The following is a 12,526-nucleotide window of genomic DNA, read 5'->3' as shown; positions in this document are numbered from 1 at the left end:
GAGTCTTTTATTAAACATTTGTTTCGTCGAGTGCTGTGAATTTAGGCTCACAGGTTATGAATTAATTTTTACGGTAATTACGTTGTGAGTTGTTTTCCCTAATAAGAGTAGGTGCCATAGCTTAGAGGGTACGCTGCTTTTAATAGAGTTTTTTTTGAATCAAGTTGTATCGGAATATGTTTGAAAGCAGGCATTAGTATAGAAAATTCTGAGCGGGTACTTTTGTGAAACAAGCAGTTTATAACCAGTGAAGTCAAAGCAAGCAATATTGCTTTGCTCTTTGCAAATACACCAACAAAAGGAACTTTTATAAATGAATAAATATCTTTCGAAGATAAGTTTACTTCATCAAATACGAAAACTGATGAAGCTGCGTAATATCAGCGTGTTTTTACTATCACTCATTTGTGTCACACAGGTACAAGCAAATCATCTTGATGAGTTTGACTTTGATAAAGACAATGGCGCTTTGGATGTCGTTGGTTGGGGCAGTCTTGATGAATTAAAAGAGCATGTATCGGCAAATTACGGTGATGCCTCTTTGCTCTTTCGCTTTGGCGTCTTAATTACGAATGCGTGGTATGACGCAAGCGCCCCTTATCACCCAACAGCGGTCGGTGTTTATTCCCATTTGGGACGCAGGCCAGCAGAAGAGGCAACCAATCGAAATATTAATACTGCGGTTATTTATGCCTCTTATCGAGTTTTAAATAGCTTTATGCCAACTTATAAAGCGTCTTGGCGTAAAATGTTATTGGACATTGGCCTGGATCCCGACAACAACAGCACTGACTTAAATACCCCGATTGGGATAGGTAATGCGGCAGGTTTTGCGGTTGTAGCTGGGCGACAGTTTGACGGTATGAACCAAGAGGGTGATACAAATAAACAGTATAATCCAATGCCATATGCAGATTATACTCAATATAAGCCGCTTAATACTGCATATAAATTGAAAAGTCCTTCGCATTGGCAGCCAGATATGCAACGTAAAGGGCTAGGTTTATATAAAATTCAGCAGTTTGTAACTCCACAGTTTGCGCTTGCAGAACCTTATTCATATGATGATCCAAATGATTTTGAAGTACCTCCTCCTTACAACAGTAATTTCAAAAATAAGCGTGCATACCGTAAACAAGCCAAAGAAGTATTGGCCGCCTCTGCGAATTTAACGGATGAGCAAAAAATTAAAGCCGAGTTGTTTGATGATAAATTCCGTTCTTTATCATATTCACTTTCGAGCAATATTGGACCTAGAAATCTATCCTTACTTGAATTCATCCAAATCGGCTTTATGACAAATTTAGCGGCATTTGATGCTGGTATTTTTGTTTGGCAAGAAAAGTATCGTTTTGATGCTGTTAGGCCATTTAGTGCGATTAGAAAGCTATACAAAGACGAATCTGTGCAAGCCTGGGGTGGTCCAGGAAAGGGTACTGTCAGTATGCAAGGTGAAGAATGGCATAGCTATTTGGAAGAAGCAGACCATCCAGAATATCCTTCAGCAACAGCATGTTTTTGTAATGCCCATGCGCAATCTTTAAGAAAACATTTTGGTGATGACAATATGGTTTATTACCTGCCAATTCCTGCTGGTTCTTCAAGAGTAGAACCTGGCGTCACACCTAAAAATGACATTGTAATTTCTTATAATAATTGGACGGATTTTGCAAAAGAGTGTGGTCAGAGCCGTGTTTGGGGAGGTGTGCATTTTCAGGCCGCAGTGGATCAAAGTGCTGAAGTATGTCCAGTATTTGGTGATCTTGCTTATGAATACGTGAGCTCTTTGGTTGATGGTAGTGCAAAGCTTAGAGTACCAAGCCAAGGACGACCATTAAGTGAATTACCAGAGCGCTTCAGTTTTGAAAATGATGATGATTGATAGGTAAATATTTTCAATTCTATCTAAGATCAATTGATTCTGTCAGAGACATGATTGTTTGGGTCGTGTCTCTCTAATTTATTCATCTTCTCATATTTTGTCCCTAAAACGGCCTTGTCATTTTTACCTATATTTAGGCATACCTAGCCTGTTTATCGTGTTGATCACCTTGGCTTTAATCATTACTTCTGCGGTTTGCCATTGTTGAATAGCGTCGTCGCTGAGCCAAATAGCAACATTGCCACGCTGTATCAACGCTCGGTTATAGGCAAACCAGTTCTTAATTTGCTTTGTCATGGTGGCTTGGGTTGCGTTATGTTTTTTGATCTGATCACGCAAAAGGTCAGAAAGTTAATTATTTAGGAAACAAGACCGCTTGATATTAAAGAGTGTGGTACTTAGGAGTTGAATTCTGGCATCACAAAAGATTTTGATCTTGTTTTCTAGAAAATTAACTATATTCATAAATTAATTAAACTTAATTGGTTAATAATGCAATAATAAAACTTATAATTTAATGCTTTATTAAAATAGCTTTAATTATCATGAGGTTTGCCTTGTTGTTTTTCTTTGTTTTACTTTTTAACATAAAGATTTTAGCTTACTAACCTGTGGTTATGAGGATTTAAAATTAATAAATTAGCTTTCTGTAGGGTTGAGTTTGTTTTATTTGGTTAGAATGATGTTGAAATAAAGTTTTTTTCGTGCAAATATATTTTCACTGTTTTAAATTTGTAATAAGGGTGTTGTTATTAAAGTTAAAATCAAAAAAAATAAAAAATCTATCTATAGATAATAAAGTAATATCTCGAAGGAGAGGGGCGATATAGTAGGTGGTGAAATAGAGTATCGTATTGGTAGTGTTGGTTATACTCGTAATTGTTTAATAGTTTCACCCACTGAAGATTATTGCACCAGAGGGTGTTATTTATAATGAAAATAGTTTTTACCATTTGATTGTTAGCGTGTAAAAATATCAAGGCTTATTTAGCGGTTTTGTGTGTATTTTAATGGTTTTTAAAAAGTATAATGAGGGTTTTGCGTTATCGGCGTTTTTAAATAACCTTTATGAGGTTGTTTTGTGTCCTGTTAATCTAAGTGGGTTTTTGAATTCTAGGTCTATTTATTAATTTAAAATATATTAAAGGAAATTGTTATGAACATTAAATTGAACAAAAAGAAAATTAAAACATTATCTGCAGATAGAAAAGTGATACCTCAAGAGCAAACAGGTGATATAGGGGGGGGGTACTATGTCACTTATTGGTGTATGCATCACATACAGTAATGGCGGCTGTTGTAGTACAGTCTCACCTACTGATGTTGATTGTACAGGTCACTGTCCTTTCTAATTTATTCAAGCACTAATAACTTGAGGAGCTGGGGAGGTTGTGTTCTTCAGCTCATATTATCAATCTAAGTTTAAGGCTTCATAATCAATATTACCAAATAGACACTTTTTACTTCGAAAGAGTCTTCATTTATTCATGTGCAAATTGTTAGGTGAGCGCATGTGTCGTTTCCGACATCGATCTTGTTATAATAATTAGTTACGTCTCGTTCCACACCAATTGATATTATTGGCTGCTTTTTAAAGCTGAGAATTTTATCTTTTTTCAAATTGCTTTTAACATTACTTTTGGTTGCTGAATCTAATGGTGAGTATAAATTAGATAATATTTTATATAATGTAGGGTCAACGATTGAAGAAGATAAAAATGGTGTTTCACGCCATTTTTTTGAGAGCAATTTTTGTCAGTTTATAACCACGCTAATTCACCAATATACTCACTGTTTTCCACGGGCTAGATATAAGTTATCTCTGAAGTGTATATTCCTTAAAAGGTAGCGCCTACCGCTCTTGACCTACAAGTATTATAAGAGGGCTTTATCGGCTCAAACAAAGCGCGAACTTGGCTTAGCCACTGAGTTTCTCTTAATGACTGGAACTTAGTGCCATCAATAATATATGGCTTTTGAAAAGAATTGAAGTATGATTCAAGAAATTTTGCTCTGTCGGTTTCAGATAGTTGGGTGATTTTTTCATGTATACTTAAAGGGATAAAAATAAACATTAAGTACAGAGTTTTTACCATGTTAATATATTCTCGGAGTCCCACAGCAATTGCTGTTTATCATTCTCTTTTAGTTATTATACACACTTATAACATTTTTTTGTCGTTACTCATTTTTTACTTTACGCGAGTATTTACGAAGCCAAGTAAAAATGGACTGGATAGTTTGTAAGGGCTTAATAGTTTTTGATAAGCTTCGTTTCACAAAGCTATACTTATAACCTTACTCAAATCGCAGTGGTTTGATTTCGACCATTTTTCTTTGATTGATACAGGGCTTTATCTGCTCGGTTGTAAAGGCATTCTAAAGAGCTGTCTTGGTTTTGCACTGAGGTTACACCACAGCTAACGGTTATGATGAGGCTGTCGTCGTCATGTTTGAGCGCCATATCTTTGATAGCCTTTCTGATACGTTCAGCCAGTTTAGTTGCAAGGTCGACGTTTCCTTCCAACAAAATAACAAACTCATCTCCGCCAATCCGCATAAAGTGCTCTGACTTGCGGATCACTTGATTAATCACTTGGCTAAAAGTAACCAGTACTTGGTCGCCAACATGATGACCATAATTATCATTAAACTGCTTAAAATGGTCGATATCTATCATGATCATAGAAAACGGTTGTTGATCTGTTTCCCACAGTTTAAGCAGTTCATTACCGACTGTATTTAGGCAGTGCCGGTTGTTTGCTTTGGTGAGTGGATCTGTTTCTGCACGTTTTTTGTGTTCGGAGATCTCCATTTGAGCATGAATGTAATTGGCTAACCAATTAGCAATGCACTCTAATTGGGCACCATCTTCAGGCTTATAAGTGTTTGGCTTTAAACTACCTAAATTCAGTGTGCCAAAGCATGTGCCTGAGTGCTGCAATGGGGCATCAACACAGGACCCTAGGCCGCCCTTGTGTAAGATTTGGCAATCGAGGTCTTTACTTTGTGCAAGGTTATTGTTTATTTCCAATTGCTTATTGGAATAAACTCGGCCAACCATAGTGCTGCTGATGGGTAGAATGGTATTTGCCTCAATGGCGTTGTTGCCAAACAATGCGAATACTTCTAATGTTTCGTCTGACCCATTATTCAAGCAAACACTCGCTCTATCTGACCCAATAATTTGCGGAAGCCAATTTGAAATTAAAGTTAATGTCTCATGCAAATCATTAGACTGCGACAACTCGTTTATAAATGTTATCGGTAGACAAATTGTGTCATGACTGGGTGAAGAAGACATACACATCGGCTAAAGGTGGTTGGTCACAGGCTTAGAGTATAGTTCAAGTACCAAAATCAACTAAGTTGGCAGGAGATAAAAAGCATCAACTTAAAAAGTCGATGCTTTTGGTGTAAAGGTTGAAATAGTTAGCCTATGGTTGCCTACATTGCTCGCTATCAAAGTCGACAATGATGCTGGTGTCTTTTGCATCACCAGAAACTTTTAAATATGACCAATACTGATTGCCAGCTGGGACGGTGATACACTCAGAAGTGGTACCAGAGTTAGACTCCGCATCTTTATCCCCATCACTTGGCCAGCCGCCATTTTTGTACAAGATATGTAAGTTGTTTTTGCCATGTGCAGTGGTGATGGCGATGTGATTTGCTGAGTTAACGCCGCCAACGCTCAGCCAAAGTGTGCCATCATCACCAAGGCATGCGGCTTTTCCAGCTTCTAACCGACCGCCAGAAATCGGTGATTGGGCTGCGCAGGCATTGGGCACAGGTTGTATTGCATCGTTTGGTTTGATGGTTACTGTATAGTCTTCAACCTCACCGTCGCCAATATCGCCGCAAGCCGAGACAGCTTCACCATTGTATTTCATTGCGATACGCATACGCGCTGATTTACCCACATTACCAGTTGGGATAGCGAGAGTACCAGTGACAGGGCCTTTGCCAGATAGATTATTCAGTACTTGCTCTGACTGTTCAAATTGACCGTTGTTATTAAAGTCAATCCACGCAGCCCAGTGCTCTGTGTAATTACCACCTGGCGTTAAGGTAAATTGATTATCGCCTTCGGTTAGCTCAATCACTTGTGAGGTAAAATCACTGTATCCATTTGCTTGTGACGGATTACTGAATGCACCTGATTGCACATTGGCTATCCATTCATATTTTGTATTACCTGATGCTTGACAGTAGCGCATGGTACTAACACTGACATTCGCTTGAGCGCTATGGTTTAGACCATCATTGTCGGTGACGGTTAAGGTAGCAGTGTAATCACCAGCCTCTGTATAGTTGTGGGTAGGATTTGCTGAACTACTGGATTGACCATCACCAAATTGCCACAGGTAACTGATAATGTTGCCATCTGGATCAACCGAGTTAGTGCTATTAAATTGAATTGGCTGTCCGGCTTCACCAGTATAAGGGCCGTTTGCAACGGCAACAGGAGCAAGGTTTTGCGCTTTGATTTGACTTGTTGCAGTATCTGAGGCGGTGTTCCCGTCGTTGTCAGTGACGGTTAACTTCACCGAAAAAGTGTCAGCTCGGCTATAAGAGTGTGATGGATTGGCCTCTGTTGATGTATTACCATCGCCAAATTCCCACAAATAAGCTGTAATGCTGCCATTTGTATCAAATGAGCCTGCGCTGCTAAAACTGATTGGACTGTCAATCAAACCAGAGTAGGGGCCATTTGCTTGTGCGACTGGCAGCTCAGAATCGGTAGCTCTTTCATAGTAAACAAGGAGTGTTGCATCACTGTATTCTAAAAATGGGTCAATCAAAAGGTTGAGTGTACCACCGCCTGCGGATAATTCGCAGTATTCACTTAGCCTCGGGGCACTGAATGGCCCGCAATCAAATGTCTCTTTAGTGGGTATTGCGTTCATGCTGGCGTATAAATCAGGGTCGCCTTGATACCCGCCTGTCATTACCGCAACTGTGCGCAGCGCATCAGCTGGGATCTCGTATTGGTAGGTTTTAGGATCAGCGCCTTTTGCAGACTGTAAGTCTTTTACTTCGGCGAGAAAAACACGTTCGCAACCAGCGCAAAGCGTGTTGTCACTTCCTGATATGACGCTGAGTGTTGCATTAGAATAAGCGCTATAAGCATCAATGGCGGCGTGATAACGCTCGACACTCGATGGCGCTGACAAAGTCACTAATTCAGGAGATCCTGCACTTCTAAAAGAGATGAAATCGGCATCCCAATTATCCCCTGTTTTAGTAGGCGCTTTGCCTTTTGAAACATACATATCCGGATCTTCATCGTATCCGTCAAGATAAAATGCGACGGCTTGCGTTCCCTCTGGTATTTGAATCTCGAAGTTATCAACTTCTCCTTTTGCACCGGATAGGTTAGTAAATGATTGGAGCACTTCGCCTTTTGGCGGTACGACTGCGCCTGAAGTGCCATCCCAAGGGTGGTCCGCGTTACTGGTATACTCGCCTAAGCCAGTGGCAATGAGATTGGCGTTTGACCAAAGTGTCGCGCGGGCAGGGCCGTGGAGGGCTGCTGTCATACGATCGACCTGATCTTTAGTGAACATGGCGTAGTTATCGGAGTAGTGCATGAAGTTTTCGGTATTGGTGGCTTGCCCTAAGCAGTTTTTAGCATTCTCTTGCAATATGCTGCTACTCATTTGTGGCGTATCACAGGCACCGTCACCGGTGGCGTTACAAAACGCTTCTGAATGGATAGTACACCCACCATCAAACGTGTGAGGTAAATTTAACCAATGGCCAAATTCATGGGTTAATACAGAACGAAAGTTCTCATTGGTATTTGCACCAATGTAATCGCCATTATAGACAACGCGTGAAAGTCCATTTTGCGACATGCTCAGTTGCGGGTACCAAGCAACGCCTGAATTATTGGTTTTACCATCATCATACAAGTCTTGCTGAACATAAATATTCATATACTTGAAATTGTCCCAAGCATCAGCGGCGATTTGCTCATCAACCCCGCTGCCTTTGCCATACCCAGCTTTTTCTGGGTAGCGTACGATCCCTGTTGTTGGTTGTCCATTTGGGTCGATTTTGGCTAAAACAAATTCAATGTTTAGATTTTTGCGGATTGCTTGGAATTCAGGGGAAATAGGGCCATCATCTGTAATAAGCCCTAAAAAGTCTTGATTAGATTTATTCAGTCCATCGATGACTTTTTGCTCTGTCAGACAATAATTCCCTGACTCACAGTTATACCTATCCCCATAAATATGTACTACGACGGGAATATAATACCTTCCTGGCACACCATTGCCATTTTTTGCAGCTAAATCATCTTGGGCTGCAAGGGTATTCATGATGTGTGATGAGAAGCTTGAACTTATCTTTGCTTGTCGGGCGTTTTCTTTTTGAATTGCAGACCAGCTTTGGCTGTTATGGTCAGTGCCGCAGATTTGTCCCTCGTGTTTATGTGTGCTTAATTCAGCCATGCTAGTTTGTAATTGTTGGTTTTGTATACTTTCTCCAGCATAGGAATTAACCGATGCACAAAGCAGTGCTGCGGTGATGCAATTGAGTTTTAGCGATTGTTTAGGCCATAAACAGGCTGTTTTGGTTAAAGACATGTTGTTCTCCTGTAATCCATTTTTATTGTTAATAAAAGGGAGAGTTTATTGGTTTAACTTGCACCTTAGTTAACAAATGGCATAGCTGCCTTACCTCTTGATTGTGATTTAAAATTTATATTTATTAGTTACTTAATGTGTTTGTTTATTTCAAAATTTAGTATCACTTTGTAATAAACGTTTCTTAACTTACATCAATGAAAATAAATTGTATACAATATATTTTATTTTGTTTTTCTAGGTTTGAGACATATTTGAAGTTGAGTGAGTAAAATGCTGATGAAATATATGAGGTTAAGATCGTTTTATGAGTTACTTTTTTGATTGTGGTAGGAATGGGTGTATGACAACTAAAGAAATACGTTCGTTAAGTGCTGAGTGGTCGATACACGCTCCAATGGATTATTCTGAGTGTGGATAAGTCCATAACTTGGAATGAGCATGGCGTAGTTCCAAATTACCTTATGGAAAGTCAATATGTATTGGAACGGTCACTAACACTCATTACGCGGATTGATTAATTGCCTTAGCCCCATTCAACTATTCACTGTGGAGTTTTAGCTTTCAATACAGCGTGTTAGGAGTTGAATAGTCTTTCAGTAAATTACATTTAAATATCATAAATTATATTTAAATCATCACAGTGAAGATAAAAAATAAATAAAAAACTCATATTAGAGTTTTTACTTAAACCCACCTTTAAAAAAACAAATTTAGAATTAAATATTACTACCTATTTTAGGTAAGTCGTATTAATATTCGCCGCCTTTCTAGGAACGATTGAAAAATTGAACAGGATTTTGATTACTTTTTGTAGAAAAAGTTCACTGTAATTGACATTTCACAATGTGCGTTGTGCTGTCTATCAAGGTGCTTAGACTCTACCTAGTGATATCAAATTTGATTTGAATAGAGTAGTAATAGATCAATGACAACAAATCCTCGTTACAAAGAAGAAAAGCCGGCATTTCTTCGCTCGATACGTGTAAAATATTCGGCGCTATTTATCGCAATCTCTGTGTTCTTTATAGCAGTGGTTTCGATTAACTTTTTTCTTATATCTAAAACAGAAAAAAGCCTCAATGAAGTAGGTAATAAATTTAATCCTGCCATTTCTGCGGTTATCAATGCTGACAGAGACTTATATCAAGCCCATTCTGCGGAACAACACGTGTTGTATAGTGACAACCTATCGCAAAACTACAACATTATTTATAGAGATTATAAAGAAAATGCTAAACAAGCATTGGAACGAATGAATAAATATCGTGAACTGATGCGCGATTATCCAAGTGCACTGTCTCCGCTTTCTGGTTTTGATAGGCAGTATCAGACTTGGCTTGTTGAATCTCAAAAAGTGTTTAATTTGATGAACCAAGGGAACAAGACTGCGGCAATCAGACAAAGCGAAGGGGCAGCAACAAGAAGCTTTGATGCACTGAGAGACTACTTTAATGCTGCAGGTGAAAAGGCAGATAGCATTAGTGAGCGTGTCAGCACACAATCCATAGCTGAAGTACAAAGTACTTTGACTGTGATTTTAGTCTTCAGCGCATTGGTCATTGCCTTGATTGTTGCGATTGGTTTGGTTGCACCGAAGCGAATGACCATTGCACTGAATGACTTAGTAGTTCAGCTGAGAGAAATGAGCCAAGGTGATGGTGACCTTACTAAACGTATAAACTCTACAAGACAAGATGAAATTGGTGATGTTGCCAATGAGTTTGACAAATTTATTTCAGGCTTGTCTGAACTCATTCGCACCATAGTAGATGAATCTATGACCGTTGCACAGGGCGTAGAGTCACTTGAAAAAGGCGCTAAGCACATTCATGACACCTGTTCGGATCAACTACAGTCAATTGAAGTCATTGTAACTGCGGTGAATGAAATGTCTTATGCGATCAGAGAAGTAGCTGAAAATGCCAGTTCCACAGCGGAAGATTTAGCCGGTGTAAATAGGCTAACAGAAGAAGGCGCTAACATTACCAATAATACCGTAACAGAAATAAATCAACTGTCCGAAATCATTGAGCATGCAGCTGGCACTATCTCAAAAGTATCTGAAGATTCAACGAACATTACTTCTGTGTTGGATGTGATCCGCGGAATTGCAGAGCAAACCAATTTACTGGCGCTCAATGCCGCCATTGAAGCAGCTCGAGCAGGAGAGCAGGGTAAAGGGTTTGCGGTAGTCGCAGATGAAGTAAGAACCCTAGCAAGCAAAACACAGCAATCGACAGAGAATATTCAGCAAATGATCGCAAACTTACAAAGCGGTGTAGAGCAAGCTGTAACCTCTATTGAACAAGGGAATGAGACAACGCACTCAACGGTGACGTGTTCAAATCAAACTTTAGCGTCTCTTGGTAAAATTGCTTCAGCGTCACAGCGTGTCTCTGATATGGCGATACAGACAGCAACGGCGACAGAAGAGCAAAGTAAAGTAACAGATGATATCAGCAGCAATTTGACGCAAATGTCGGAAGGTACAAGATTAAATTTTGATACCGCAGTAGAAAATGGAGAAATTGCCGATCAAACTATGTTAAGTGCGCAGCGTCTGCGTGAGGCCGTGGGTGGGTTTAAGCTGAGTTAACTCACTTCAACTAATCTTAAAAAGCGATTGCCTAGTATTGGCTGGGCCATCGCTTAATTTCATTAATCTCTTCAACTCCTTTCAAGCGTCTCTTTACTCGTAGCTCATAGCAACTTTTTGAAATTGATGTAAGTATACATTTTTATTGTATTTATATTATTCATCTACACAACAATAAGGAATCATTTTGTGGCTAGAGAGTATAACGGCGGGTGCTTGTGTGGAAACATTCGATTTGTCGCTTCAGGTGAGGCGCGCAATCCACATACTTGCTCGTGTAAAATGTGTCAGCGTCATAGCGGTTCATTAACTCAAGTATGGGTTGAGTTTGATAAAAAAGACGTTAACTGGGTTGGACCGGGGGGGATCACGAAAACTTGGCGCTCTTCAGACTATTCATCACGTAGCTTTTGCGACGTGTGTGGTAGCACGTTAGGGGCTATAGATGACGACCCAGTGATTGCTTTAGTGCTTGGCACTTTTGATTCGCCCAATAGAGTCGCACTTAGGCCAACCTCACATTCCTATGTATCAAAAAAGCCGAAGTGGTGGCATGTTATCGCTGAGGTTTGATAACCTCACAAACTGGTGCATTAATAGTTAAGGAGCGCGAAATGATAAAAAATACAATTAAAGTGATCACATGTGGTGTTCTGTTAAAGCGTGTATCTGGTGGCAGTGGTGGAGATCAACTCCCAAAAGAAAAAAGGCCGAGCTCGGGCAGCTAATGACACAAGCTTGTCGTAATTATCAGTAAACAAATTAGTCAACTTGGGGAAAAACTATATGAATCAACATGAAAAACTCAATTACGTGGAGTTTGCTGCAAATGATTTGCAAGCGACAAAAGCTTTCTTTACTCAGGTTTTTGGTTGGGAATTCGTCGATTATGGCCCCGAATACATTGCCTTTTCAAACCAAGGGCTAGATGGCGGTTTTTACAAGGCAGATCTATCGAGTCAAGTTACAAGCGGTGGCGCGCTATTGGTGTTTTACAGTAATGATATAAAGGCAACACAGGCCAAAGTGACTGAAAGTGGCGGGGAAATTGTAAAACCTATTTTTGAATTCCCAGGAGGATGTCGCTTTCACTTTGTAGAGCCTAGCGGTAATGAATTCGCTGTTTGGTCAGAAACGCAGTAGTTTGATTTAATTATCTCAGTTAATTAAAAAGCACAACTGATCCATACCGTTACTCAATTCGTTTAGTGAGAAAAGACTAATACGAGATAAAGGTATGTTTGGATTTTTAAAACCTGACCCAGTAAAAAAACTCAGAAAGGCCTACGACAAAAAGCTTGAACAGGGTATGCATGCGCAAAGAAATGGAGACATTAAGGGCTATGCCATGTTAACAGCTGAAGCTGAGGCTATTTGGAAAGAGATTGAGGCATTGCAAAATAAAAGCAATTAGCTTGAAGTTGTTGCGATTAATCATGCACAAAAAAC

At 39.5% G+C, this 12,526-nt stretch carries 9 protein-coding genes; 6 read left to right on the top strand and 3 right to left on the bottom strand.

Translation table 11 applies throughout. From position 1 onward, the window contains the following. Window positions 1–313 precede the first annotated feature (313 nt). On the top strand, window positions 314–1,882 hold the full coding sequence (locus tag AC2CZC_RS17780) for a vanadium-dependent haloperoxidase (protein ID WP_484582828.1): 1,569 nt from the start codon (window positions 314–316) through the stop codon (window positions 1,880–1,882). A gap of 123 nt (window positions 1,883–2,005) precedes the next feature. On the opposite strand, the gene AC2CZC_RS17775 is transcribed toward AC2CZC_RS17780, so the two are convergent. Then, window positions 2,006–2,179 carry a hypothetical protein gene (locus tag AC2CZC_RS17775; protein ID WP_484582827.1) on the bottom strand — a complete coding sequence of 58 codons (174 nt, stop codon included), beginning with the start codon at window positions 2,177–2,179 and terminating at the stop codon, window positions 2,006–2,008. Between the two features lie 859 nt (window positions 2,180–3,038). On the opposite strand from AC2CZC_RS17775, the gene AC2CZC_RS17770 reads away from it, so the two are divergent. Beyond that, on the top strand, window positions 3,039–3,170 hold the full coding sequence (locus AC2CZC_RS17770) for a hypothetical protein (RefSeq protein WP_484582826.1): 132 nt from the start codon (window positions 3,039–3,041) through the stop codon (window positions 3,168–3,170). 1,014 nt (window positions 3,171–4,184) lie between these two features. Here the strand turns inward: AC2CZC_RS17770 and AC2CZC_RS17765 are convergent. After that, on the bottom strand, window positions 4,185–5,186 hold the full coding sequence (locus AC2CZC_RS17765) for a sensor domain-containing diguanylate cyclase (RefSeq protein ID WP_484582825.1): 1,002 nt from the start codon (window positions 5,184–5,186) through the stop codon (window positions 4,185–4,187). A gap of 133 nt (window positions 5,187–5,319) precedes the next feature. Next, entirely contained in the window at window positions 5,320–8,478 is a 3,159-nt protein-coding gene (locus AC2CZC_RS17760) for a M43 family zinc metalloprotease (protein ID WP_484582824.1), read from the bottom strand. A 928-nt stretch (window positions 8,479–9,406) separates the two neighbouring features. On the opposite strand from AC2CZC_RS17760, the gene AC2CZC_RS17755 reads away from it, so the two are divergent. The 4 genes from AC2CZC_RS17755 to AC2CZC_RS17740 all read left to right on the top strand — a co-directional run bounded on the left by AC2CZC_RS17755 (window position 9,407) and on the right by AC2CZC_RS17740 (window position 12,491). Next, complete coding sequence (locus tag AC2CZC_RS17755) at window positions 9,407–11,077, top strand: methyl-accepting chemotaxis protein (RefSeq protein ID WP_484582823.1); 1,671 nt, start codon at window positions 9,407–9,409, stop codon at window positions 11,075–11,077. Window positions 11,078–11,266: 189 nt separating this feature from the next. Then, window positions 11,267–11,650, top strand: a complete 384-nt coding sequence (locus AC2CZC_RS17750; protein ID WP_484582822.1) for a GFA family protein — start codon at window positions 11,267–11,269, stop codon at window positions 11,648–11,650. Between the two features lie 213 nt (window positions 11,651–11,863). After that, entirely contained in the window at window positions 11,864–12,220 is a 357-nt protein-coding gene (locus AC2CZC_RS17745; protein WP_484582821.1) for a VOC family protein, read from the top strand. Window positions 12,221–12,314: 94 nt separating this feature from the next. After that, window positions 12,315–12,491, top strand: a complete 177-nt coding sequence (locus AC2CZC_RS17740) for a DUF6435 family protein (protein WP_484582820.1) — start codon at window positions 12,315–12,317, stop codon at window positions 12,489–12,491. Window positions 12,492–12,526: the final 35 nt, after the last annotated feature.

This window comes from Pseudoalteromonas sp. MMG033, assembly GCF_057197785.1.
This window is presented reverse-complemented; position numbering and strand designations above follow the sequence as displayed.

Coding starts and splice junctions, on each gene's coding strand:
- AC2CZC_RS17780 (WP_484582828.1), top strand. CDS start 314: ATGAATAAATATCTTTCGAAGATAAGTTTACTTCATCAAATACGAAAA.
- AC2CZC_RS17775 (WP_484582827.1), bottom strand. CDS start 2,179: ATGACAAAGCAAATTAAGAACTGGTTTGCCTATAACCGAGCGTTGATA.
- AC2CZC_RS17770 (WP_484582826.1), top strand. CDS start 3,039: ATGAACATTAAATTGAACAAAAAGAAAATTAAAACATTATCTGCAGAT.
- AC2CZC_RS17765 (WP_484582825.1), bottom strand. CDS start 5,186: ATGTCTTCTTCACCCAGTCATGACACAATTTGTCTACCGATAACATTT.
- AC2CZC_RS17760 (WP_484582824.1), bottom strand. CDS start 8,478: ATGTCTTTAACCAAAACAGCCTGTTTATGGCCTAAACAATCGCTAAAA.
- AC2CZC_RS17755 (WP_484582823.1), top strand. CDS start 9,407: ATGACAACAAATCCTCGTTACAAAGAAGAAAAGCCGGCATTTCTTCGC.
- AC2CZC_RS17745 (WP_484582821.1), top strand. CDS start 11,864: ATGAATCAACATGAAAAACTCAATTACGTGGAGTTTGCTGCAAATGAT.
- AC2CZC_RS17740 (WP_484582820.1), top strand. CDS start 12,315: ATGTTTGGATTTTTAAAACCTGACCCAGTAAAAAAACTCAGAAAGGCC.